Below are 23,157 nucleotides of genomic sequence, written 5' to 3'. Positions count from 1 at the left end.
CTCCAGCCATGAGGCAAGGATATACGAAATCCTCTAGCTAAATCAGGTTCTGCGCTGACAGCCTTTAATAGCCACGGGCACGATCATCGCCACGTGGATCTGCCCCTCCTTCCAGTCGTCCGTCCGGTAAGCGTAAAATAGCGTCTACCTTGCCGATGATAGGATTATTTGCTTCATTTACCAGATAACCCCGCTCCTGTAAAGCTTTAACCAAGAGGGAGTCGAAGCCATTTGGCTCCATATTGATTAAATCTGGCAACCACTGATGGTGAAAACGAGGCGCATTTACTGCTTCCTGCATGCTCATATCAAACTGAATCACATTTAAGATCGTCTGAAAGACTGCTGTAATGATCGTGGAGCCCCCGGGTGTACCCACTACCATGAAAAGTTCTCCCTCTTTTTCCACTATAGTAGGCGTCATGGAACTTAACATTCGCTTTTCGGGTGCGATTTCGTTGGCCTCCGATCCGAGCAGCCCGAACATATTCGGAACCCCAGCCTTGGCACTGAAATCATCCATTTCATTATTGAGGATAAAGCCCAGCGACTCCACATATACCTTGGAACCATAAGCCCCATTTAAAGTTGTCGTAGCCGATACGGCATTGCCAAAAGCATCGACGATCGAATAGTGGGTGGTTTCTTCCTTTTCGCTCATCACTACCTGTCCAGCTGCCACCTCAGCAGAGGGAGTTGCCACACCCGGACGGATATCCTTTACCCGCTCTTTTAAGTAGTCAGAGGCTAACAAGGCATCCACAGGAATGTCCACGAAGTCTGGATCTCCTAAATAGGTATTGCGATCTGCATAGGCGCGACGCATAAGCTCCACCAAGAGCTGTATATAATCTGGCCGGTTATGGGATAGACTGCGGAGGCTTTGATGCGATAGCATCCCAAACAGCTGCCCAAGTGTCACCCCTCCAGAGCTCGGTGGCCCCATGGTGATCATGCGATACGGACCATAGGTAAAGGTTACGGGCTCCCGCCAAACAGCGCTGTACTTCTCCAGGTCCTCCATACTTAAAATTCCGCCGCGCTGCTGCACATCTGCCACCAATCGCTCACCGATACTTCCCTTATAAAATGCATCCCGGCCTTCCTGCTGGAGAGTTTGTAGGGTGGCGGCCAGCACCGGATAGCGTATCTGATCGCCCACTTTAAAAGGTGTAGCAAAAAACGTTTCGGGACCGTTTACCTCGATAAAGGCCTCCCGATTGGCCGCCAGGCGCGCCTCCTGCTTCTCCGTCACCCGTACCCCTGTTAATGCCAGCTGGATGACCGGCTCCAGCAGCTGTTCCATGGGAAGACTCCCAAAACGCTCATGCACGGCATACACGCCCGCCACTGTACCGGGTACCGCGATAGCGAGGGCACCGCGCGTACTCAAGCCTGGAACCACTTCGCCTGCCTCATCCAAATACATGTCTCGGGAGGCCTTCAGAGGTGCTTTTTCCCGATAATCCAAACTCCCAATTTCGCCTTCTGCCGTGCGGTACACCATAAAACCCCCGCCACCGAGGTTGCCCGCGAAGGGGTAGGCTACAGCCAAGGCAAGCTCTGTGGCGATCATGGCATCGAAGGCATTTCCTCCAGCCTCCAGGACAGCTAGCCCGATGCGCGCCGCTTCATCACGTGCGGCTACGACCATGGCATTTTCGGCGGTTTCCCCGCGAAATTTAGGCCCTGTCTCCTGCTGATAGCAGCCTGTGAGGGAAAGGAGCACCAGCAGGAAGGTCATTCCCTGCCGGTGCACGGCAGAAGCTTTCTTTTGCATCAGTTCTGTAAGGTATCGTTAAACAATTTTAAAATACGCTTATACTCATCCGTCCAAGAGGAAGGCTCCACGAAACCATGGTCCTCGATCGGATAGACGGCCATTTCCCAATTGTCTTTCTCTAACTCGATCAGACGCTGTGCTAGTCGCACTACATCTTGAAAATGAACATTCACGTCCAGCATACCATGTGCGATAAGTAAGTGGCCCTTTAGGCCTTCGGCAAAGTATATCGGAGAAGACCGACGGTAGGCGATGGGATCATCGGCAGGCTCGTTTAAGATGTTTGCGGTGTAGCCATGATTATAATGCGCCCAGTCCGTCACCGAGCGTAAGGCCGCCCCAGCGGTGAAGGTATCTGCAGCCGTAAACAGGGCCATCAGGGTGATAAAACCACCATAACTTCCTCCATAGATGCCTATTTTACCCGGCCGAACCCCTTCTACTTCCATTAAATACTTCGCACCATCCACCTGATCGGAAAGGTCCTTGCCCCCCATGTGGCGGTAAATACCCGTACGCCAGTCCCGGCCGTAACCCGCCGAAGCACGGTAGTCGATGTCTAAAACCGTGTAGCCCTGCTCCCGAAGTAAGTTGTGGAACATAAACTCTCGAAAGTACGTGGACCACCAGTAATGGACGTTTTGCAGATACCCGGCACCATGGACAAAAATAACAGCAGCGCCATTTTTTTTCTCTGGGTCGGGTCGATAGATGCGGGCAGGGACTTGCGCTCCATCTGCAGCACGAAAACGGATAATCTCCGGATCATACCAAGGGTAGGCTTGAAACTCCTCACTTTGACCATAGGTCAGTTTTTTCGGCTTGCTCCCTGCCTTCGCCTCCTGTAGGTAAAGTTCCCACGGAACATTCGAGTAGGAGTAGCGGATGGCCAGATATTTTTCATCAGGAGAAAGTGCCACTTCATTATTTCCTGTCAAGCTAGTCAGGCGCTCCGCTTTTCCGCCCATAACGGGCATTTTATAGAAGTGGCGTAGGCCTGGATCTTCTTCGGAGCTAGTAAAATACCAAAATTTTTCATCGCGGGAGAGCTGTGGATCGAACACTTCGAAATTTCCTGTCGTAAGCGCTTGCTGCTGGCCTGTGCGGATATCGTACAGGTACAAGTGTGAAAACCCGGTTTCCTCAGATTGGAAGTACACATGCCGGCTATCTGCCAGCCAGCCTAACGTACCCGTCCCCATGGTAAAACCAATACCCGGGCCAGCTACCCAGGCCTCATCGCGCTGTCTGCTGATTACTTCTACGCCGGCCGTTTCCCAGTCTAAGCGCACGATCCAGCGGTCTTTATTATCATAGGCACGAATGGAAACCACCGCCTGCGTACCATCCGGGGAGAAAACGGCAGCGCTGGGAAAGACGACGCGATCCTGCTCAGGCCACTCCTTTTCCGGGTAATCGACCAGAAAATCGGGCTTGTCTTGTATTCCGGGCAGCCCGCTCAGGTCCACTTTTTTCGCCTCATGCTTTTCGGTATCATAGATATACATATCCACGGTGGCAGGCTTGTCGCCTACCTTCGTACGGGTTTGTAAATTCGTCGTGTAGCCACTGCTATGAGCATAATCCGGCACGATGGTGCCCTTATTTTCAGCCCTTTCGAAGGTGGAAAAGGTGATATAGCGCCCATTAGGTGCCACCTGCATGGCGCTGGCAGCTTTGCCATTTAAAAAATGGCCTTCAGGGGTAGGACTGGTGGCCTTGCGGTAAGCAGCGCTAGCTTCGCTGTTGGTTTTGCGCTCGCGCACCACCTGAAGGAGCTCTAGGTTTTCTTCCTGCACCCAGCGATCATGCTTATGTGCGGGAGGGCTGCTCTCCTTCGGCTTGGCGCCTGACTGTATGTAGCTGATGCGCTCCAATGCCCCCGTGGCCAGCGTATACCGGTAGGCATTGTTACTGTAAATAAAAAGAATTTCCTTTCCATCGGGAGAAAAAGTGAGGCTACCCATAGAGCCAGGCAAGCTGAGTAGCAGGCGCTGCGTTCCGGTTTTTAACTCATGGAGGTACAAATCACCACTGCGCACAAAGGCCTGTTGGGTCTTTTTCGGGTTGTAAACAGCATTACGAGGGATGAGCATCCGCTGATCTTCCAGCGTCATTTTTTCCGCTTGGCTAGCGCCAAAGGGGTCTAGCACGTACAGGGAATCCGCAGCATTGCCCTCCGGGTTATAACCGAAATAAAGCTTTTTACCGTCTGGGGTCCAGTTGACACTGCTCGGAAAGGTCCCCATCCAGGCAGGATCCCGCATGATTTTTTCCACGCTCAGCACATCCTGAGCCTGTCCCGTCAGGGCTGTCAGCAGGAGTGCGCCACACAGCCAGATACATTTCCTCATCTTGAGTTATTTTTTTGGATTACACATTACAAAAAGCTAAAATACATGCTTTCGTCGGAAAGTGCCTAGCCTTTTTTACGAATGCACTTGGCAAAGGACAGAAAAACATATGCAAACCTTTAGGAAGGAAGCGCGTTTGGTTAAAAAAACATGTGGATATGGAAAAACATTATTGGTCACGGCTGACGCGGGCGATGGTGGTGCCGGTTCGGCTCAGTTTCCTGTTTTTTCTGATATTTCTGGTGCAGGTTTCCTTTAATGTAGACCTGGGTTTTTTAGGCATCTATCCGCAAAAGCTCATCCATCTCCCGGGTATTTTTATGGCGCCCTTCATTCATGGAAACATGTATCACTTATTAGCCAACCTGGCTCCCTTTTTAATTCTGACCACGACACTCTACTTTTTTTACGATAAGGTAGCAGACAAGGTGTTTTTGTCGGTTTACTTGATTACGAATTGTATAGTTTGGATAATTGGCCGTCCCTACTTTCATATTGGGGCATCGGGAATCGTCTATGGGTTAGCTAGTTTTTTGATCTGTCTCGGCTTTTTCCGTATATCGATAAAGGCGTTAATCATCTCTTCCTTAACCTTATTTCTATATGGAAGTACCCTTTACGGTGTCATTCCTACCGAAAGAAAAATCAGTTGGGAGTCGCATCTGGCCGGCGCGGCCGTAGGTTGCGTGGTCGCTTTCCGTATGGCACGAAAACCGCGGCTGAGTCGCTTCAGTATGGAGAAGCGGTAGTCAGCTTCCTCCTGCATAAACCGAACTTTTTTCCTTTGATTCGGTTGAATATCTTTGTCAGTATATTTTGCGCCAGCAAAACCGAAAGGAACTTAAAGCTGTTACTCTTATGAACCGAAACAAGATTATCTTTCTGCTTCTCTTCTTTCTTTTTATGGCCATCATCTTGTATGTAAGCTATGATATTTCCTCTCGGACAACCTTTCCTGGCTCGAAAGGAAACTTAAAGGAGAGAATCGCCCCTTCAGAATAAACCATGGATAGAGGAAAAAAAATAGACGTCGATAAACTAGATTTAGAAAAAATGAAGGAGATGACCACGGACAACCCGGGGCTTCTTCCGTATGCGCATACCTCGGGGGGGGCGCTGGTCAAGCCAGAGGATGTGGGCAAAATCACCGGCAGGGCCATCGCTGCCATGCAGTCGCAGACCGAAATGCAAATGGCCCAACTCTATGAACAAATGCAGCTGCTGGCGGATCAGGCGAAGGCTATCCAGAAGCGTGTAGAGGTTTCGGAACGTATCTACCAAGCCTCTATCGCCTTCGAGCCGCTGATCAATCACCGCTATTTTCTGTATCAAAAAAACGAGGGAGGAGACTTTTTGAGCATGATCGCACCGGAAGAGTGGGGCCGCAAGCGGCAAAACGACCAAATTTTCGTGGCAGAGGTCAAATTACTAGCCGACCATACCTGGGAAATCCTGCGCGAAGCGTAGTTTTGTGTTTTTTCACCCTGAAAACCTTTATGTCGTGCGTGATGTAAAAATTCAAGTGCTCCGTGAGGCCGTCCATGCACTTTCTTCAGAGCTGGAGGAGAACAACCAGGTCACCGTACAGGAGCATTTTCTGACAGGAAAAGGAAAGAACTGGTTGGAAGAGGTGTTCCTCGCCCTGGGGGGCAAAGGCCGAGCTCCACTCCTGAAGAAACTTAAGTTTGACCTGAAAATAGGCCGAAATGTCTTTCTCTATGATGATGAAGTACATTTTAACCGTTACCGATTAGAAACCTTTCGCTCAAGTGTTTATGAGGAGATGACCTTCGAGTGGATCGCCGCGCATAAACGGCTTTGTCGCACCTATGAAAAAGCCGCCTTAAAAGGGGGTGTACGGGAACGGGTCTGGTTAGGACCACCCTTAGCCCAGCGGCTTTTCGGAGCGCCGGGAATACCTCCAGAACTGCAAGGGGGAGGGGCGCCGGGCTGGAAACTGACGGCCTATAACGATGCCCAATACGATATTCTATGCAAGCTGCACGGCCTACGACTACATCGCATCGCCTGTTATGAAAGCTTGCTCTTACAGGGTCAGCTCCAAAAAATAGATGCCTTACTGCTGCAGACCAGCCCAGAAGTGCGCGAAAGTATCGGCCGCTGGTGCTTGCGAAAAATCGGCTAAATCACCTCACTTGTTGGAATAAATCCCCTTCCAATTTCAGTATTCGGAAGGGGATTTCGTTTCTTAGGGCTATGCGGGCTGCCTCCTACCTCATCTAGAAGGGTGGATCGCTTTTTTATGAAAACAAGCCATACAACTCCCGGTCGATGCGATTCACGACTGCTGAGAAATCTTCTGGTTTGGCTACATAATCCAATTGATTCACATCGATGATGAGTAATTTTCCCTCTTGGTACTGTGCGATCCAGTCCTCATAGTGGGTGTTTAGGTTTTTTAGGTAATCGATACGGATAGCATTTTCATAGCTGCGGCCCCGTTTTTCGATCTGTCCAACCAACTTGGGAATGTCTGCCTTTAGGTAAATGAGCAGGTCAGGAGGCTGTACGAAGGCCACCATCGAATGAAAAAGGCTGAGGTAATTTTGGTAGTCTCGTTCGGAAATCAATTGAGAGCGAAAGAGATTGGCCGCAAAAATATAGGCATCTTCGTAGATGGTGCGGTCCTGGATCACCGTCTCCTGGCTCTCCCGAATCTGACGGATCTGATTAAAGCGGGAGTTCAAGAAATATACCTGCAGATGAAAGGACCAGCGTTTCATGTCTTCATAAAAATCAGAAAGATAGGGGTTGTCATCTACAGCCTCAAAGGTCGCAGTCCAGCCATAGTGTTTGGCTAATTTTTCTGTAAGCGTCGTTTTTCCGCTTCCGATATTACCGGATACAGCGATATGCATGCCCTGTTTCATAGAAAATTTATTGTTTTGCTGGCGCAAAAAAAGGCGGATGAAGCACCATCCGCCTAGCTTTTCTCGCCTTTCGGTAAAATTACTTAAATCTCGGGGAAACTACTAGCTCCTTGCTACCTGGGGTATGCACATAAAATCCCTCTCCAGTCTTAACCCCCTTAAATCCAGCCTCTACCATATTGACTAAAAGTGGACAAGGAGCATATTTTGGATTGCCGAATCCCTCGTGCAGCACGCGTAATATAGAGAGGCAAACATCCAAGCCGATAAAATCTGCCAGCTGCAGGGGCCCCATCGGGTGTGCCATGCCCAGCTTCATGACGGTATCGATTTCATGCACGCCCGCCACACCTTCATACAAGCTGTAGATGGCTTCATTAATCATAGGCATAAGAATGCGGTTGGCAACGAATCCAGGGTAATCGTTAACCTCAACAGGTATTTTGTTTAGCGACTGACTAAGCTCCATAATTTGGGCACATACCGCTTCGGAAGTGGCATACCCTTTAATTACTTCTACCAGCTTCATGACGGGTACAGGATTCATAAAGTGCATGCCGATGACCTTCTCCGGGCGACGGGTAACCGCAGCTATTTTGGTGATCGAAATGGAGGAAGTATTGGTAGCTAAAATCGCATGTGCGGGGGCGTTGGCATCGATTTCACGGAAAAGCTGCAGCTTGATGTCCATATTTTCGGTAGCCGCTTCTACGATTAAATCTGCCGAAGCCACACCTGAAGCCACCTCTGTTCCGGTCTGGATACGGCCGAGGGCAGCATCTTTCTCTTCCGCAGAAATTAGTCCCTTAGTTACCTGACGATCAAAGTTTTTTCCTATGGTAGCTAAAGCTTTTTCGAGAGCCTTTTCGGATAAGTCGATTAAGACTACCGCATAGCCAAACTGTGCAAAAACGTGGGCAATCCCATTCCCCATGGTGCCCGAACCGATAACCGCTATGTTTTTTATCATATCATTTGGGTTTATTTGGAGGATACGCCTAAGCTGGCATAAAATCCAATAAATGTTTTGTTTCTCTTGTAAAGCTACTGGCTTCGGAAAGGTTTTCCAATTTTCAGATGAATTAATTTGTGTAACTTTGTCCTATGGAGGAGTTAGGAAAATTAAGTAGCCTGCCCATTGCGCGACTGAGCGCAAACGGTGCCTATCTGATGACAAAACAACAGGAGGAAGTCTTACTTCCCAATCGCTATCTCAAAGGGGAAGAGCAAGTAGGTCAGGAGATAGAAGTATTCATATATACGGACAGCGAAGACCGTCCCGTGGCAGTTACCGACCAGCCAAAAGCGATGCTAGATGAGTTCGCTGTCATGGAGCTGAAAAGCTTGACGAAAATCGGAGCCTTTATGGACTGGGGTCTTTTAAAGGATCTTTTTGTGCCGAAAAGCGAAATGCTCCCTACCATGGAAGAGGGCAAATTATACTTGATTCGGGTCTGCTTAGACTACAAAGGCGAACGTCTCATCGGCTCGGCGCGCTACGAAGACTTTTTGGAAAATCCGGAAGGGGTATTTACGGAAGGGGAGGCTCTACCGGGTTTGTTTTTCTCCCGAAGTCCACTTGGCTATAAAATTCTGCTGCGCGACAAGTACGAGGGACTCTTATACAGCGACGAAGTTTTTCGTAAAGTATATTTAGGTAGCTATGAAGAAGTATACATTAAAAAGGTTCGGCCTGACGGCAAAATAGACCTCAGCCTTGACCCTGTAGGAAGAGAAAAATATGAAAAAGGGGCTGAAAAAATCCTGTTGGCCCTGCAAAAAGAGAAGTTTTTGCCCCTCCATGATAAATCATCACCCGAATCGATCAAAAATGTGCTGGGAATGAGTAAAAAATCTTTCAAGCAAGCCATCGGACAACTATACAAGGCAAAGCGCATTCAAATTGAGCCCGATGGTATTTACTTGACAAATGAAATATAGGGATTTTCTTTTCGTATTCCAAATTTTAATCCGAAATAATTTCTATTACTAATCATTTAGATGGATTTAGAAGCGTTTAGGCAAAAGAGTAGGAGTGCTTTGCCGCAGGCAAAAAAGCTCGGACAGCGGCTTCGCAAAATGAAGCCAAAGGCGGTGGACGAGATCTTTCATACACTGCACGAAAGCGTATTTAAGCAGGTGGACTGTTTGCAGTGTGCCAACTGCTGCAAAACAACCTCTCCGCTGTTTTTACGAACGGATATAGAGCGGTTGGCCCGGGTGTTTTCGATGAAGCCAGCAGGATTTATTGATGCCTACTTACGCGTGGACGAGGAAGGCGACTATGTGCTTCAAGGTAGCCCCTGTCCCTTTTTAGGAACAGATAACCGCTGCTTAGTCTATGAAGAGCGCCCGAAGGCCTGCCGGGAATATCCACATACGAATCGAAAAAAAATGCACGGAATCTTGAATTTGACGGTCAAAAACACCTTGATATGTCCCGCCGTTCACCAAATTTTCCAAGAGATTGAAAAGGATTTAGGAAATTAAAAAAACTCTTCCCTATTTTAGGTCTTTGAAACCTATTGAACCTATAGCATGCATACTCAAGAAGAAAATTTTTTGGCGATAGATGTTGGCGGAACCCATTTAAAAATCGGCATCGTCAGCACGAAAGGCCAGGTACTCCATTTCTACAAGGAAGATACCAAACCCTACCGGGAACAAGCGGCAGGTTTTCCTGCTGGATTCATCGCGGCTGTCGGAAAGTACCTGGAAAAACACCCGGAGGTGCAGCGGGTGGGCATCGGGCTGCCTGGCTTGATAACCAAAGATCGCAGCACACCACTTGAGATTCCAGCCATCCCTTCATTAAATAACTTCCCACTTCGGGAACGCTTGTTGGAGGCCTACCCAGACAAACAGTTTTTCCTCGAAAATGATGCCGCCGCAGCTGCCATAGGAGAATATCATTTCGGTACGGAAAAAACGCCTGCTGATTTCCTTTTCATCACGATGGGCACCGGTATCGGCTCTGCCTTGGTGTTAAATGGGCAAGTATTCAAGGGTGCGAATGGCAATGCCATGGAAATGGGGCACATGCTCTCGCGTGGAAACGAGGGGCTCGAGCGCCTCATCGGTCGCGATGGCATCCTACGTATTAAAGACCGCATGATCAAGGGCTACCCGGATAAGGCGGGCATCCTGCGGGATCAACCGCTAGGTACCCATTTGCTCGTAGACACCGCTCGTGAGGGTAATGAAGTTTCCCTGATGGTTTTCGAAGAGGTGGGCCGCATCTTAGGGGAATCGATCGTCTCGACGATTCGCATCGTAGACGTGCATACCGTGTATTTCGGGGGCGGTATTTCAGCCGGACTAGAATTTATGATGCCGGCTTTAGAGCGCACCATCCGCCAGTACCTGACCACCTATTATGTAGAAGACCTACGCCTCAGCAAGGCCACGCTGGAGAATAATGCAGGTACCTTGGGCGCGGCGGCGCTTTGTTTCTTAAAGTAAAACGCCCTTCGCGAGGTATTGCCCAGTTTTTGGCCTCCGGCCAAAAACAAAAAGCCTGCTCATCGAAAATCGGTGACCAGGCTTTTTACTGTTGAGAAAGCAGCCGTAGATTTTTTGCTGCATGCAAACTTTTTTAATCCCCTGGATTTAATCGAGTGATAATCACCTCAGAAACACGACTGTAGGCGTTAAGACGGAAAATCAACTTTAATACCTCTTCCTCTTCAGCTTCGCTGCCTTCACAGCGGGGGGAAGGCTCCATGTAGTAGATGAAGAAATTTTGGCTACGGTCCACCAGCTCGACACGATCGGGACGCCCGAAGGTTTTGAGCAGGGCCTGATTATCTGCCGCTAAAAAATCATTTTTGATCGGACGTAAGGTTTCGATGTAGGCGCCTCGTTCCCCTTTACAGGCGTCGCGATCTGCTTTCCAGACTTCTAAGTCCACGCCTTCCACGGAAAGGGCCGAAGAGCAAGAGCTGAGCAAGACGATACATAGAAAAATGAGCGGGCTAAGGAGAGACTTTAGGAAAGAAGGAAAGTTCATGCGTGTTAGATTAAGCCTGAGCAGTAAAAGTACTGCCTAGTTCGCAGAAAAAACGGCTTTCCTTGCATTATGTTTTGAATGAGGCCAAGTTGGAGAGAAATTTCTACTCGGGTGAAAAGGGAATTCTCCTGCTTTTACCTGTTGGTTTTTTGAGATTTATGAGAAAGGATTTAGCCTCCCGCTAAACGCTTCTAAAGGTTTGCGTGTTGGAAATGCAGCAGGTACGTCTGCGGAATACGCGTTTTAATCTTTATATTAGCAGCCATAAATCTACGTCCTATGTATTTCCGATTTGGTAAAGTCTTTCATTTCGCAACAGTTTTACTCTTTGTTATCATCTTCCTTTACCTCTATGCATCGATGCCTGAGCGTATCGCCATAGAAATAACGGCCGAGGGATACCCGATAAAAGAGCTGGCTAAAGATTCCTTTTTTTACACGGGAATTTTTATCTTTTTAGGTTTAAATGTAGCCTTGCTCTTTCCGGCCAAGCTAATAGAAAATGGAAGCATCGTCTCCATTCGTCGTATTTTTCCACGTGGTGATGTTTTCCGGGACCAGATGCTGACGTGGATGTATAGTTTTGTAGGCATCCTGAACTTATCCATGGCGCTTTTAACACTTTTTGTCCATAGTTTGAACAACTTGAACGAAGTGACGAGCACCACTTTTGATAATTTCTTTTATGTTATTCCTGTGGTCATTACCGTATGGATCGGTGGCCTGTTTTATTTAATCGCACAAAAATTTAAAGCAATACAAGCATAGTTCCAGCAGCTACATGGCAGAACAGAAAAGTACCTATACAGAAGACAGCATTAAGTCTCTGGACTGGCGCGAGCATATTCGCCTACGTCCGGGGATGTATATCGGCAAACTGGGTGACGGAAGTGCTCAGGATGACGGTATTTACGTACTAGTAAAAGAAGTTTTAGATAATAGTATCGATGAGCACATGATGGGCTATGGCCGCACCATAGACATCAAGATTTCGGAGCATCAGGTAGAAGTGCGCGATTATGGGCGCGGAATACCTCTAGGAAAAGTGATCGACTGTGTCTCTAAGATCAATACGGGAGGCAAGTATGATTCGGGTGCCTTTCAGAAGTCCGTCGGCCTAAACGGTGTAGGTACCAAGGCCGTAAATGCGCTTTCCAGTCATTTTACGGTGCAGTCCTTCCGAGATGGAGAGACGAAAAAAGCCAGCTTCGAGAAGGGTATTTTGGTCGAAGACCACCCCGTAGCCCCAACCAAGGAACGTAACGGCACCCGTGTCATTTTTACACCTGACGACAGTGTCTTTAAAAACTACCACTTCATTCCCGACTATCTGGAAAATCAAATCTGGAATTATGCATTCTTAAATGCGGGTTTGAGCATTCAGTTTAATGGGAAAAAATACTTCTCGGAACGCGGGCTGTATGATCTTTTGCTACGCAAAGTAGATGAAGATGCCCTTCGCTATCCGATTATCCACCTGAAGGGGAATGATATCGAGCTGGCCCTAACGCATAGTAATCAATATGGGGAGGAATACTACTCCTTCGTTAATGGACAGTACACGACTCAGGGGGGTACACACTTGGCAGCCTTTCGTGAGGCGATCGTAAAGACGATTCGTGAGTTTTACAAAAAAGATTTCGATGCCTCCGATATTCGGCAGTCGGTCGTAGCAGCGATCGCCGTACGGGTACAGGAGCCTGTTTTCGAATCGCAAACCAAAACCAAGTTGGGCTCCCAGTCGGTGGGGCCGGATGGACCTACGCTGCGCACCTTCGTAAATGATTTCGTGAAGACGGCGTTAGACAATTACCTGCATAAGCATCCCGATGCTGCCGATGCGCTACTAAAACGTATTCTGCAGTCGGAGCGCGAGCGCAAAGAGATTTCAGGTATCAAGAAATTAGCAAACGAGCGCGCCAAAAAAGCGAACCTGCACAATAAAAAGTTGCGCGACTGCCGCATTCATTACGATGATCCCAAGGCGAATGAGGAGGCGAAAAACAATACCATGCTCTTCATCACAGAGGGAGACTCCGCTTCTGGCTCGATCACAAAATCCCGTAATGTGCAGACGCAGGCCGTTTTTTCGCTTCGTGGGAAGCCCCTTAACTGCTATGGGATGACAAAAAAAGTGGTCTATGAAAATGAGGAGTTCAACTTGCTCCAGCATGCCTTAAATATCGAAGACGGGATAGAAAATCTGCGTTATCGAAAAATCGTGATCGCCACCGATGCGGACGTGGACGGCATGCACATTCGCCTGCTGATCATGACCTATTTCTTGCAGTTTTTCCCTGATTTGGTTAAAAATGGCCACCTTTACATCTTAGATACGCCGCTTTTCCGCGTGCGTAATAAAAAAGAGACTATCTACTGCTACACGGATGAGGAGCGGCAGCGTGCCATCCACAAACTTGGTAAGTCGGCGGAAATTACACGTTTTAAAGGGCTAGGGGAAATTTCTCCAGAAGAGTTTGGCGGCTTTATCGGGGAAGACATTCGCCTGGACCCCATTATTTTAAATAAGGAAACGAAAATCGCAGACCTGCTAGGTTTTTATATGGGAAAAAATACGCCGAATCGACAAACCTTTATCATCGACAACCTGAAAATCGAGAAAGACATCGTTTTCGATGACCCGAAGCAGGCCCAAGAAGAAGAAGAAGAGGAGCAAGCGCAGGCCTCCTAATTCACCTTTCCATAAACGTTTAGCGGTTTAGCCAGTATCATGAACGAAGAATTACCAGACAATCACCCCGAAAATAAAGCATCCAATCTCCAAGGAACCGTGCCCGTCACCGGGATGTATAAAGACTGGTTCTTGGATTACGCCTCTTATGTTATTTTAGAGCGGGCAGTTCCCGCTATAGAAGATGGCCTGAAGCCGGTACAGCGCCGTATTCTGCATGCGATGAAGGAGATGGACGATGGCCGCTTTAATAAGGTAGCCAATATCATCGGCCAATCCATGCAGTACCATCCGCATGGGGATGCCTCCATAGGAGACGCCATCGTCAATTTAGGACAGAAAAACCTGTTGATCGAGACACAGGGCAACTGGGGCGATGTACGTACCGGAGATGGTTCCGCAGCTCCACGATACATCGAAGCACGCCTGTCTAAATTCGCCCTAGAAGTAGTCTTCAATCCGCAGACTACGGACTGGCAGCTCTCCTACGATGGGCGGAAGCGTGAGCCGGTGACCTTGCCGGTCAAATTCCCCCTGCTGCTCGCACAAGGGGTGGAAGGAATCGCCGTGGGGCTCTCGACTAAAATTCTACCGCATAATTTCTGTGAGTTGATCCAAGCTTCCATCGACGTTTTGCACGGTAAACCAACGAATGTGCTGCCCGACTTCCCTACAGGAGGGCTGGCAGATTTTTCCGAGTACAATGAGGGACTTCGGGGGGGGCGCATTAAAGTGCGCGCGAAAATCGAAGAAGAGGATGCTAAAACATTGGTGATCAAAGATATCCCATTTGGTACTACCACCAACTCCCTGATCGACTCGATTTTAAAGGCCAATGACAAGGGCAAGATCAAGATCAAAAAGGTCGTCGACAACACGGCTAAAGATGTGGAAATCCAAATCCAATTGGCCCCCGGCCAATCCCCAGACATGACTATCGATGCCCTCTACGCCTTTACGGACTGTGAAGTCAGCATCTCTCCGAATGCTTGTGTGATCATCGAGGATAGGCCCGTATTTTTAACGGTAAACGATATCCTCAAGTACAATACCCTGCAGACAAAGGACTTGCTAAAGCGGGAACTGCAAATTCGTGAAGGCGAACTTCGGGAAAAGCTTTTGTTTTCCTCCTTGGAGAAAATCTTTATCGAAAATCGCATCTACCGGGACATCGAAGAGTGTGAAACCTGGGAAGCGGTGCTAAGCACGATAGACGAAGGGCTTACCCCTTTCAAGCCTGACTTTTACCGTGAGATTACGCAGGAGGACATCATTCGGCTGACAGAAATTAAGATAAAACGTATTTCCAAGTTTGATACTTTTAAGGCGGATGAGCTGATGCGGCGCCTGCAGGGTGAATTGGACGAAGTCCTCCATAACTTGACGAACCTCACCGACTATGCGGTGAAGTATTACGAAAATCTGCTGCAGAAATACGGTAAGGGGCGGGAACGCCAGACAGAAATTCGCCAATTCGACACGATCGAAGCCACAGTGGTGGCGGCCAATAATACCAAGTTGTTCGTAAACCGAAAAGATGGCTTCATCGGATCGGGCCTGAAAAAGGATGAGTTTGTCTGCGACTGCTCGGACCTGGATGATATTATCGTGTTTCGGCGTGATGGCGAGTGCGTCGTGACCCGAATGCAGGATAAGGCTTTTGTTGGGAAGGACATTATTCATGTGGCTGTTTTCCGAAAAGGAGATGAACGCATGGTGTACAACATGATCTACCTGGATGGTGAGAGTGGTAAAGCCATGGTGAAGCGCTTCCAGGTCTTGGCCGTGACACGGGACCGACATTATGCCCTTACGAAAGGCACGAAGGGTAGCAAAGTGCTTTACTTTACGGCAAACCCAAATGGAGAAGCGGAAATCATTACAGTGGCGCTGACTCAAGGTGCTAAAGCCAAAATCAAGGTTTTTGATTTTGATTTTAGCACGATTGACATCAAGGGGCGAAATGCCGGGGGAAATATACTCACCAAGTATCCGATTCGAAAAATCACACTTAAAATGCAAGGGGTGTCTACGCTCGGGGGCTTGGATATCTGCTACGATGCTGCTGTCGGTCGACTCAATACCGATGGGAGAGGGGAGTGGATCGGAAATTTCCTCGGAGAGGACCGGATCGTCGTCTTTTATAAAAATGGAGATTATGAGCTGACCAACTATGAGCTGACGAACCGTTATGAGCCCGAACAGGTCTTGAAAATCACCAAATTCGACCCTAAAGCGCCGGTGGCAGCAGTGTATCTGGACGGCACGTCCAAAGCTTACTTCGTCAAGCGTTTCCATATAGAGACCAGTTCCTTAAATAAGCGCTTTAATTTTATTACCGACCATAAAAAGTCGCAACTAGAACTGGTCACCATGGACCCACAGGCACAGCTTGTCCTGCTGCCTGCCCAGGGGCAAGAGGAGCTTTCTTACGATTTCGACATGATGATCGATGTGAAAGGGTGGAAGGCTATCGGAAATAAGTTGGCTCACCAGGATTTTCGCTCCATCCGAATCGTCGAGAGCAAGACCAAACCGAAGGAGCAGCCGGAGGCCGTGGAGCCGGATAAGGAAGATGATGATACCCAAATGCGTATTTTTTGACGATGGCAGCGCAAGAGTATTCAAACGCTCGCATGGAGCGTGAAAAGGCCTTTCAGGATTACCTGAAGGGCTTTATTACGCCTCATAAGCTGGCGCTGATGGAGGAAGTGCTCTCCCGACGAACGCGCCATTTTACTGTGGTACTGGAAGATATTTACAAAGCACACAATGCCTCTGCCGTACTACGCACGGCGGACTGCTTTGGAGTTCAGGACATCCATATGATCGAAAAAGAACACGCCTATCAGGTCAACCCCTACGTAAGTCGAGGGGCAGCCCAGTGGGTGGATGTACACCGCTATCAAAATGCCGGAGGAACAGCGATTTTAGATTGTGTCGAAACGCTGCGTGCCGATGGCTACACCTTGCTGGCCACCAGTCCAAGAGAAGGAAGTATTCCAGCACATCAGGTCGATCCTCAACAGAAAACGGCCTTGATTTTCGGTAACGAACACGCGGGCGTGAGCCAGGAGCTTATCGAAGCAGCGGATGGTATGGTGCATATTCCGATGTTTGGATTTTCGGAATCGTTTAACATTTCTGTGGCAGCATCCATCTTACTACACCAGCTGCGAACCCAGGTGCAAAGCTCCCTGCTATCCGATTTTTACTTGAGCGAGGCGGAACGCTTTCAGTTGAGAGCTCGCTGGTATCGGGATATCGTGAAGAATAGCGCCATCCATGAGCGACAGTTTTTTTCCTCTTACGAACAGTAATCTAAGGAGTTAAGGCATAAAAAAACCAGGGAGCGCATTCCCGCTACCTGGTTTTTTAGAAAGGAGCCCGGGATTAGCGTGCTACAATCGGAAGAGTGATTTTACTTGGGAATTTATTGCTATGGTGAATAGAATTTGTAGCCACCACACCCTCAGTCTCATCGTAATTATTTCCTCCCGTATTCATATTGCGATCGAATCGCGGAAAGTTCGAGCTGGAAATCTCTATCCGGATTTGGTGCCCTTCCTTGAAATAGTTCGATGTGGACATCGGCGTCATCTTAATCTTGTACACTTCCCCCTCTTGCATAAAGACTTCCTTATCGTAGCCCTCGCGGTAGCGGACGCGCTGAATGGTTTCATCGAGGTTATACGCTTTGCCATCAGGATGCACGTCGATTAGCTTAATCGTCACATCCGTATCTTTCGCATCGGAGCTTAAGTACAGCTCCGCTTCGATAAAGCCACTGACCTCTATGCCCGCTTTTAAGGGCTCACTGGTATAGACTAAAATATCTTCTCTCAGTTCCATCTCTGACTGATCGAAAGAGCCGCCTTGAACGGCATTGCCGGTGCAACAGACATTTCCTCCATAGGAGTTGACGGGATCCATCGGGTCATACTGGAAAGTATCTGGATTGTCTTTGCCCCCAGGGCGACGGGTGGAAAGTGTGCCATCTCCTAAGCGAGAGTTTGCCTTACCACCACTGTTTAAATAATAGGTCGTCATTTTTGCCTCCTTAGGAGGCCACTGATCGGCTGTCTGCCACTTGTTTTCCCCCATGGTGTAGTAGGTGACGCGGGAAAGCTCCTGCTTGACGCCATTTTCTTCTCCTTTTAACCAAAGGTCAAACCAGGCGGTGATCATTTCATCGTACTGCCAGCGGGCATCGCCCATCGAACGCTCTCCGACCACTGTATTTTCTGTGGCACGCGTAAACGCACAGTGCAGGGTAGGCGCGATGACCAGGTATTGGTTGTCGCGAATGCCCGGGTCGCTAGCATTTTCGCGCACATGATTGAAGAGCGCTAGATTCGGGCTGCTAGCCACATCATACCAGCTCACGAACCAAAAGCTCGGCACATGAAAGTCCATGTCGTCATGGTAAAGCCCACCCTCGTACCATTTCGGGTCGTTGGGTTTACGGGTGATCATTTCCTCATAAATCCCCTGAGGGCCCTGAACGTTTTTAAGAATATCTTGAACAGGGAGATGGCGCAGCCCTTCTGACCAATCAATACGCGGGTAGCGTGGTGCCATATCATAAAAGCGCTGCAGGCGCTGCACATCTTCCTGTGCGATTCCCTCCGGCAAACGTGGCGCCAAAGGATCATGTTGAGTGCCATATAGCCAAGCCGTAAAGAGCATTTGCCCTGCACCCCCACGGTACCAGTTGCCCTGCTCGAAAAATTCACCTATACGTCCTACGCCAGCACCAAAGCCCTGGGGTACCATAGCTGCATGCGCAGGATGGTTCATGGCCGCCACTGCCATTTGCCACTCTGCAGTAGAAGAGCAGCCGATGGTACCGATTTTTCCATTCGACCAGGGCTGCTCAGCCATCCAGGTGAAGGCGTCATAGCCATCCGTTAGCGGCGTCCCTAAAATATCCCAGTCTCCTTCCGAAAAGAAGCGACCGCGCTCATTTTGAACCACATAGGCATAGCCTTTCTTCACCCACTCATAAGCTGTTTGCATGGTGCGTGTCACCAGCTCCCCATCGCGGTAGCTGTTGAAATTATACGGCGTGCGCGAAAACACGATCGGAACAGGCGCATCTGTTTTGGGTCGATAGATATCTGTGGCCAGGCGCTTGCCATCCCGCATCGGCATCATGACCTTCTGGTCTACGATGGCGATTTCTTCCAGCTGATCTAAAATGCTGACGCTTTGCTGTGCGCGCTGCTGCGCAAAAGCCCCTGTAAAGCAGCAAAACGCCAGCAGGAGCCCTAAAAATCTTGTTTTTCTCATGGTGAAATCAGGATTTATATCGAATTTTCAACTAAAAAACGATAAGTATTCCGAATATTCACCTGATTTTCTATGAAGGGTAGATTCAGGGGTTAACGGGAGGGCTTGCGCCCAAAAAAATCCTACTTGCCCCCGCGGCTTTTACGGAAGTTTTCTAAGAAGCGCTGGTGAACGGGAAGTGACTGCTGGCTGTTCGACTGCACCTTTCCGGACTGCCGTTGTTTTTTGCGCTTCGCGCGCGCCTTCTGCCGCCGCTTTTTATCCTGCTCCTTACTTTTTACCAAGACCGTGCGTGCGGAGATGCCCACCTGGCCACGAAAAAACTCCTCCCGGCCCGCCAAATTGATGTTAGGTTTGTAATCCACCGAGACGGTCACATTGAGTAAGGTCATCTCTACGCCCACGAGAAAGTCCATCCCGGTGGTGCGATTTCCGTAGGTCTGAATGATTTCCCGAGTATCCGGATTTCGGACGAAGCTCTCTTCTACACCTGCCGACAAGCCTGCTCCGTAGTAATAATTGAAACGCTTCGAAATCACAGGAGAGTGGCGCCGAACAAGTGCATGCGCGGTAGTATTCGTGCTAAAGTCAGATTGGATAATGCCCTCCACCGTCAAGCGGGGCATCAGACGCTGCTGCGCGGTGATGCCGACCGTACGGCTGATGTCATTATTTCCCAGGCGTAGCCCCACGCCCGTACCGTAGCGCTGTGCCTGAACAGTAGGGCCGCTGAAAAACAAGCAGATAGCACTTAAAAAGGAAAAGAATAAAAGTTTTTGCATGCGGGCTGATAGGCTCAAATATCAAGCCATAAAAATAGGAAGAGATTTGTTGGAAGCAAAAGTGCAGGCATTTTTCTCCTTCACATTATCGATTCCGGCGAGAATTAACTTTCTTTGAACTCTAAAGGTATTTCTACATGGCAAAACCGGATTTTGACGATATTTTTATGGAGCTGGCGGTTAACCTCGCCCGGCGCTCACACTGCATCAAGAAACATGTAGGGGCAGTCCTCACCAAGGACACGCGCATCATTTCCGTGGGCTATAACGGTCCGCCCGCAGGTACCCATAACTGTGACGAAGAATTTCCCGATACCGGCTGCGCCCGTGACAGCAAGGGCTCTTGCACACTGGCCATCCATGCCGAACAAAACGCCATTCTTTATGCGGTAAAAAATAATTCCTCCGTAGAAGGCAGCACCCTATACGTGACCTTGGCCCCCTGCCTGGCCTGTGCCCGCATCATCTTCTCCATGGGTATTCGAAAAGTGGTGTATTTGTACTCTTACGCCGCCTATAAGGGGCTAAAAGAAGATGAAGGAGTGGCCTTCTTACGTAAATTCGGTGTGGAGGTGCAGGCCTACGGCAAAGAAATCTACACGGAAGATCCCCTGGTGTAGGGACTCCTCCGCAGTGATCAGCCTTGTTTTGGCTCCTGAACGTAGAGCTGCCTTATAGGATATTAACCTCCCGCTCTAAGTGAATACCAAATCGCTGTGCCACAACCTGCATAATTTCTTCGCTGAGGGCTAAAATCTCCGCTCCTCGCGCTTCGCCATAATTGACCAAAACCAAAGCCTGGCGGGCATGTACCCCAGCTTGACCCCTGGTCAATCCTTTAAAACCTGCCTGCTCAATTAACCAGCCCGCAGGAATTTTTACCCCTTCAGCGACAGGATAATGCGGCATATCGGGGTATGTTATTGCCAGCAGCGCATACTGAGCTTCTGAGACTATCGGATTCTTGAAAAAGCTGCCAGCATTCCCGATTTTGGCTGGATCGGGCAACTTTGACTGGCGAATTTGGATCACAGCCTGGGCCACTAGTTTAGGGCTAGGAGGGCCCCCTGCGGCGAGCTGCTCTACAGTAGCGGCGATGTCCCCATAGTCCATACGCAGCTGGGGCTCCGTCAGCAAGCGAAAGGCCACTTCTAAAATGATGTAGCGATCCTTCAAGGCCTTTTTAAAGATACTTTCCCGATAGCCAAAAGCACAAGCCGCTGCATCAAAGCGATGTACCTCACCACTGCTGATCTCTAAAGCCTCCAGATAAGCAAAATGATCTTTGACCTCCACGCCATAAGCACCGATATTTTGCATGGGAGAGGCACCCACAGTGCCCGGGATCAAGCTCAAATTTTCCAGGCCGTAGTACCCATTTTCCAGGCACCAACAAACGAACTGATGCCAATTTTCCCCTGCTCCAGCGCGAACCAAGACAGAACCGTCCGGTTCCGGCTGTGCTCGAATGCCAGTGATGGCCATATGAATAACTAAGCCAAGGAAATCACGTGTAAAGAGGATATTTGAGCCGCCCCCTAGAATGAAGTAGGGAAGCCGCTGCTGCCGGGCAAAGGCAAGTGCCTCAAGGAGTTCAGCCCGATTAGATACGGCGGTATAATAGCGCGCTCGCTGCGCAATGCCAAAAGTCGTGAGCCCTTTTAAGGAAATATCGGTTTGCATGGAGGTATTTTCGATGTTCGAATTACGGAAGTTTTTCCATTAATCGGAAACTTTATGCTATTTTGCTCCCAAAGAAGCCATCCTCATGAAAGAAATCGTCATCAATGGTATCCGCATTCGTCCGGGCCAAACCCTAAACATCGAAATAGCCATCGCCAGACTGCCGACGCACACTTTGATCGACCTTCCTGTATTTATTCGGCGGGCAAAGGAAGATGGGCCGACGGTTTTGATCTCTGGTGGGGTGCATGGTGATGAGATTAATGGCGTAGTGGCAGTCAAGCGACTATTGGAGGAAGACGACCTACAGCCGATTAAAGGAGCACTGATCTTCATGCCGCTGGTGAATATTTATGGCTTCCTGAGTAATTCACGCAGCTTTCCGGATGGGAGGGACCTCAACAGAAGTTTCCCGGGTTCGAAAAAGGGTTCCTTGGCCTCGCAGATTGCCTACATTCTAAGCACAGAAATCATCCCAAACATTGATTTCGGGATAGACTTCCATACCGGAGGGCGCATGCTATCGAATCACCCTCAGATCCGCGTGGATTACCGGGATAAAAAGGGGATGGAGTTGGCCAAATCCTTTGGGACGCACTATATCCTGAATTCACCACATATCGACAAATCCTTCCGGAAAGAGGCCTACAAGCAGAAAAAGTCCATTTTAGTTTATGAGGGCGGTGAATCCTCCCGCATGGATGAATTCGCGATCGAAGAGGCGGTGGCAGGATGTAAGCGACTGCTTCATGCGAAAGGAATTATCGACGACACCCTTCAGATACCTGCCCCTAAAGAAACCCTCATGCTGAAGGAAAGTAGCTGGCAGCGCGCGAAGGTATCGGGTATCTTTAATGCTACGGTGGCCCTAGGAGACGCGGTGCGCAAAGGCCAAATCCTAGCCAAAATCTCTGACCCCTATGGCCAGGTCAAGGTACCCGTGAAGGCCTCTACGAATGGCTTTGTGGTCGGGCTAAATAATAACCCGGTCGTGAATGCTGGCGATGCACTTATTCACCTTGGTAAGGCTTAAGGCCTTACCGCTGCTGACGTATATTAAAAAGAAAGAACTCTCCATCTGTTATTTGTTTCGACGGTCGTGCACCGAGATCGCCCCCACTTTCTACCAGACGATCCGTTTCTTCTGCGTCGAAAACAACTGCTTCAAATCTGCCCGTGATTCCTTCTGGACCAAAGCCCGTTAGTGTAAGGCTACCTGAATCCGTGGCTGTGGGATGTTCTCTTCTTAAAAGCCCACCGAACCACTCTTTACCATCCGCGTCGGTGTAGATGACATTCAGTCGATTCACCGTTTCGGCACCGAAAGGAACGCGCTCTCCCATCCGGTAGGGTACTTGTATATCGAAGGGATCAATAGAGCGCGCCACGATCACGATACTTTCTTTTAAATTCCCCTGCCGATCGCCTTCTATCGGTCGTCCGTTAAACATAGAAATTACCATGACACGTGTATCGTTCCCTGTATTCGAAGGCTCTAAAACAAAAATACTACCGTCCCGATTCGCCTGAAAAACGCGCTCCTGTCCGTCTATCGTAAAACGGTACATGTAGGCGGGCCCTTCGTCTTCACTTTGGAACAAACTACAGCCGCTGAAAAATAGAAGAGCTAAAAAAGCCCAAAACATCTGGGGTACAGGTCGAATTTTCATA

22 protein-coding genes are annotated in these 23,157 nt (G+C 49.0%); 13 read left to right on the top strand and 9 right to left on the bottom strand.

Annotated features, from left to right (window positions below; translation table 11 throughout):
• Positions 1–64: 64 nt before the first annotated feature.
• Both ggt and ACXIT9_RS02365 read right to left on the bottom strand, forming a co-directional pair.
• Complete coding sequence (gene ggt, locus ACXIT9_RS02370) at positions 65–1,780, bottom strand: gamma-glutamyltransferase (RefSeq protein ID WP_458054643.1); 1,716 nt, start codon at positions 1,778–1,780, stop codon at positions 65–67.
• Positions 1,780–4,137, bottom strand: coding sequence for a prolyl oligopeptidase family serine peptidase (locus ACXIT9_RS02365; protein WP_458054642.1), 2,358 nt, complete (start codon positions 4,135–4,137; stop codon positions 1,780–1,782). The genes ggt and ACXIT9_RS02365 overlap by 1 nt, the downstream gene beginning before the upstream one ends.
• A gap of 158 nt (positions 4,138–4,295) precedes the next feature.
• Between ACXIT9_RS02365 and ACXIT9_RS02360 the strand changes: the two genes are divergently transcribed.
• The 4 genes from ACXIT9_RS02360 to ACXIT9_RS02345 all read left to right on the top strand — a co-directional run bounded on the left by ACXIT9_RS02360 (position 4,296) and on the right by ACXIT9_RS02345 (position 6,283).
• On the top strand, positions 4,296–4,886 hold the full coding sequence (locus ACXIT9_RS02360; protein WP_458054641.1) for a rhomboid family intramembrane serine protease: 591 nt from the start codon (positions 4,296–4,298) through the stop codon (positions 4,884–4,886).
• A gap of 109 nt (positions 4,887–4,995) precedes the next feature.
• Complete coding sequence (locus ACXIT9_RS02355) at positions 4,996–5,139, top strand: hypothetical protein (RefSeq protein ID WP_458054640.1); 144 nt, start codon at positions 4,996–4,998, stop codon at positions 5,137–5,139.
• Positions 5,140–5,142: 3 nt separating this feature from the next.
• Positions 5,143–5,604, top strand: coding sequence for a DUF2452 domain-containing protein (locus ACXIT9_RS02350; RefSeq protein WP_458054639.1), 462 nt, complete (start codon positions 5,143–5,145; stop codon positions 5,602–5,604).
• A gap of 34 nt (positions 5,605–5,638) precedes the next feature.
• Positions 5,639–6,283, top strand: coding sequence for a DUF7255 family protein (locus ACXIT9_RS02345; protein ID WP_458054638.1), 645 nt, complete (start codon positions 5,639–5,641; stop codon positions 6,281–6,283).
• A 115-nt stretch (positions 6,284–6,398) separates the two neighbouring features.
• Here the strand turns inward: ACXIT9_RS02345 and ACXIT9_RS02340 are convergent, their stop codons facing one another.
• The gene (locus ACXIT9_RS02340) at positions 6,399–7,016 is read right to left on the bottom strand and encodes a deoxynucleoside kinase (protein WP_458054831.1); all 618 of its coding nucleotides are present in this window, start codon (positions 7,014–7,016) and stop codon (positions 6,399–6,401) included.
• A gap of 91 nt (positions 7,017–7,107) precedes the next feature.
• Positions 7,108–7,995 carry a 3-hydroxybutyryl-CoA dehydrogenase gene (locus ACXIT9_RS02335; protein WP_458054830.1) on the bottom strand — a complete coding sequence of 296 codons (888 nt, stop codon included), beginning with the start codon at positions 7,993–7,995 and terminating at the stop codon, positions 7,108–7,110.
• 137 nt (positions 7,996–8,132) lie between these two features.
• Here ACXIT9_RS02335 and ACXIT9_RS02330 point away from each other — a divergent pair, with 137 nt between their 5' ends.
• The 3 genes from ACXIT9_RS02330 (at position 8,133) to ACXIT9_RS02320 (ending at position 10,490) form a co-directional block, all read left to right on the top strand.
• Positions 8,133–8,969 carry a CvfB family protein gene (locus tag ACXIT9_RS02330; RefSeq protein ID WP_458054637.1) on the top strand — a complete coding sequence of 279 codons (837 nt, stop codon included), beginning with the start codon at positions 8,133–8,135 and terminating at the stop codon, positions 8,967–8,969.
• Between the two features lie 99 nt (positions 8,970–9,068).
• A complete protein-coding gene (locus tag ACXIT9_RS02325; RefSeq protein ID WP_458054636.1) occupies positions 9,069–9,518 on the top strand; it encodes a YkgJ family cysteine cluster protein in 450 nt (149 codons plus the stop codon).
• A gap of 48 nt (positions 9,519–9,566) precedes the next feature.
• Positions 9,567–10,490 (top strand): ROK family protein, encoded by a 924-nt coding sequence (locus ACXIT9_RS02320; protein WP_458054635.1) that lies wholly within the window; start codon positions 9,567–9,569, stop codon positions 10,488–10,490.
• Between the two features lie 133 nt (positions 10,491–10,623).
• On the opposite strand, the gene ACXIT9_RS02315 is transcribed toward ACXIT9_RS02320, so the two are convergent.
• The gene (locus ACXIT9_RS02315; protein ID WP_458054634.1) at positions 10,624–11,037 is read right to left on the bottom strand and encodes a hypothetical protein; all 414 of its coding nucleotides are present in this window, start codon (positions 11,035–11,037) and stop codon (positions 10,624–10,626) included.
• 279 nt (positions 11,038–11,316) lie between these two features.
• On the opposite strand from ACXIT9_RS02315, the gene ACXIT9_RS02310 reads away from it, so the two are divergent.
• The 4 genes from ACXIT9_RS02310 to ACXIT9_RS02295 are packed head-to-tail and all read left to right on the top strand — an operon-like array spanning position 11,317 to position 17,049.
• Positions 11,317–11,805 (top strand): DNA topoisomerase IV, encoded by a 489-nt coding sequence (locus tag ACXIT9_RS02310; protein WP_458054633.1) that lies wholly within the window; start codon positions 11,317–11,319, stop codon positions 11,803–11,805.
• 13 nt (positions 11,806–11,818) lie between these two features.
• The gene (locus ACXIT9_RS02305) at positions 11,819–13,729 is read left to right on the top strand and encodes a DNA topoisomerase IV subunit B (protein WP_458054632.1); all 1,911 of its coding nucleotides are present in this window, start codon (positions 11,819–11,821) and stop codon (positions 13,727–13,729) included.
• Between the two features lie 39 nt (positions 13,730–13,768).
• Positions 13,769–16,333 (top strand): DNA gyrase/topoisomerase IV subunit A, encoded by a 2,565-nt coding sequence (locus ACXIT9_RS02300; RefSeq protein ID WP_458054631.1) that lies wholly within the window; start codon positions 13,769–13,771, stop codon positions 16,331–16,333.
• A 2-nt stretch (positions 16,334–16,335) separates the two neighbouring features.
• Positions 16,336–17,049 (top strand): TrmH family RNA methyltransferase, encoded by a 714-nt coding sequence (locus ACXIT9_RS02295; RefSeq protein ID WP_458054630.1) that lies wholly within the window; start codon positions 16,336–16,338, stop codon positions 17,047–17,049.
• A 73-nt stretch (positions 17,050–17,122) separates the two neighbouring features.
• Here ACXIT9_RS02295 and ACXIT9_RS02290 read toward each other — a convergent pair whose 3' ends face one another.
• A complete protein-coding gene (locus ACXIT9_RS02290; protein ID WP_458054629.1) occupies positions 17,123–19,021 on the bottom strand; it encodes a CocE/NonD family hydrolase in 1,899 nt (632 codons plus the stop codon).
• Positions 19,022–19,143: 122 nt separating this feature from the next.
• Positions 19,144–19,803 (bottom strand): hypothetical protein, encoded by a 660-nt coding sequence (locus ACXIT9_RS02285; protein WP_458054628.1) that lies wholly within the window; start codon positions 19,801–19,803, stop codon positions 19,144–19,146.
• A 137-nt stretch (positions 19,804–19,940) separates the two neighbouring features.
• Here ACXIT9_RS02285 and ACXIT9_RS02280 point away from each other — a divergent pair, with 137 nt between their 5' ends.
• On the top strand, positions 19,941–20,423 hold the full coding sequence (locus ACXIT9_RS02280) for a deoxycytidylate deaminase (RefSeq protein WP_458054627.1): 483 nt from the start codon (positions 19,941–19,943) through the stop codon (positions 20,421–20,423).
• Between the two features lie 52 nt (positions 20,424–20,475).
• Here ACXIT9_RS02280 and murB read toward each other — a convergent pair whose 3' ends face one another.
• Positions 20,476–21,501 carry a UDP-N-acetylmuramate dehydrogenase gene (murB, locus tag ACXIT9_RS02275; protein WP_458054829.1) on the bottom strand — a complete coding sequence of 342 codons (1,026 nt, stop codon included), beginning with the start codon at positions 21,499–21,501 and terminating at the stop codon, positions 20,476–20,478.
• Positions 21,502–21,571: 70 nt separating this feature from the next.
• Here murB and ACXIT9_RS02270 point away from each other — a divergent pair, with 70 nt between their 5' ends.
• Positions 21,572–22,519 (top strand): succinylglutamate desuccinylase/aspartoacylase family protein, encoded by a 948-nt coding sequence (locus ACXIT9_RS02270; RefSeq protein WP_458054626.1) that lies wholly within the window; start codon positions 21,572–21,574, stop codon positions 22,517–22,519.
• 4 nt (positions 22,520–22,523) lie between these two features.
• On the opposite strand, the gene ACXIT9_RS02265 is transcribed toward ACXIT9_RS02270, so the two are convergent.
• Complete coding sequence (locus ACXIT9_RS02265; RefSeq protein ID WP_458054625.1) at positions 22,524–23,156, bottom strand: hypothetical protein; 633 nt, start codon at positions 23,154–23,156, stop codon at positions 22,524–22,526.
• Position 23,157 lies beyond the last annotated feature (1 nt).

Source organism: Nitritalea sp. (genome assembly GCF_054166705.1).
The sequence above is the reverse complement of the archived record's forward strand: the minus strand, read 5'-3'. Positions and strand labels throughout refer to the sequence as shown.

What these genes read in the sequence shown, in the direction of transcription:
- ggt (WP_458054643.1), bottom strand. Translation starts at nt 1,780, where the DNA reads ATGCAAAAGAAAGCTTCTGCCGTGCACCGGCAGGGAATGACCTTCCTG.
- ACXIT9_RS02365 (WP_458054642.1), bottom strand. Translation starts at nt 4,137, where the DNA reads ATGAGGAAATGTATCTGGCTGTGTGGCGCACTCCTGCTGACAGCCCTG.
- ACXIT9_RS02360 (WP_458054641.1), top strand. Translation starts at nt 4,296, where the DNA reads ATGGAAAAACATTATTGGTCACGGCTGACGCGGGCGATGGTGGTGCCG.
- ACXIT9_RS02355 (WP_458054640.1), top strand. Translation starts at nt 4,996, where the DNA reads ATGAACCGAAACAAGATTATCTTTCTGCTTCTCTTCTTTCTTTTTATG.
- ACXIT9_RS02350 (WP_458054639.1), top strand. Translation starts at nt 5,143, where the DNA reads ATGGATAGAGGAAAAAAAATAGACGTCGATAAACTAGATTTAGAAAAA.
- ACXIT9_RS02340 (WP_458054831.1), bottom strand. Translation starts at nt 7,016, where the DNA reads ATGCATATCGCTGTATCCGGTAATATCGGAAGCGGAAAAACGACGCTT.
- ACXIT9_RS02330 (WP_458054637.1), top strand. Translation starts at nt 8,133, where the DNA reads ATGGAGGAGTTAGGAAAATTAAGTAGCCTGCCCATTGCGCGACTGAGC.
- ACXIT9_RS02320 (WP_458054635.1), top strand. Translation starts at nt 9,567, where the DNA reads ATGCATACTCAAGAAGAAAATTTTTTGGCGATAGATGTTGGCGGAACC.
- ACXIT9_RS02315 (WP_458054634.1), bottom strand. Translation starts at nt 11,037, where the DNA reads ATGAACTTTCCTTCTTTCCTAAAGTCTCTCCTTAGCCCGCTCATTTTT.
- ACXIT9_RS02310 (WP_458054633.1), top strand. Translation starts at nt 11,317, where the DNA reads ATGTATTTCCGATTTGGTAAAGTCTTTCATTTCGCAACAGTTTTACTC.
- ACXIT9_RS02305 (WP_458054632.1), top strand. Translation starts at nt 11,819, where the DNA reads ATGGCAGAACAGAAAAGTACCTATACAGAAGACAGCATTAAGTCTCTG.
- ACXIT9_RS02300 (WP_458054631.1), top strand. Translation starts at nt 13,769, where the DNA reads ATGAACGAAGAATTACCAGACAATCACCCCGAAAATAAAGCATCCAAT.
- ACXIT9_RS02295 (WP_458054630.1), top strand. Translation starts at nt 16,336, where the DNA reads ATGGCAGCGCAAGAGTATTCAAACGCTCGCATGGAGCGTGAAAAGGCC.
- ACXIT9_RS02290 (WP_458054629.1), bottom strand. Translation starts at nt 19,021, where the DNA reads ATGAGAAAAACAAGATTTTTAGGGCTCCTGCTGGCGTTTTGCTGCTTT.
- ACXIT9_RS02285 (WP_458054628.1), bottom strand. Translation starts at nt 19,803, where the DNA reads ATGCAAAAACTTTTATTCTTTTCCTTTTTAAGTGCTATCTGCTTGTTT.
- ACXIT9_RS02280 (WP_458054627.1), top strand. Translation starts at nt 19,941, where the DNA reads ATGGCAAAACCGGATTTTGACGATATTTTTATGGAGCTGGCGGTTAAC.
- ACXIT9_RS02270 (WP_458054626.1), top strand. Translation starts at nt 21,572, where the DNA reads ATGAAAGAAATCGTCATCAATGGTATCCGCATTCGTCCGGGCCAAACC.
- ACXIT9_RS02265 (WP_458054625.1), bottom strand. Translation starts at nt 23,156, where the DNA reads ATGAAAATTCGACCTGTACCCCAGATGTTTTGGGCTTTTTTAGCTCTT.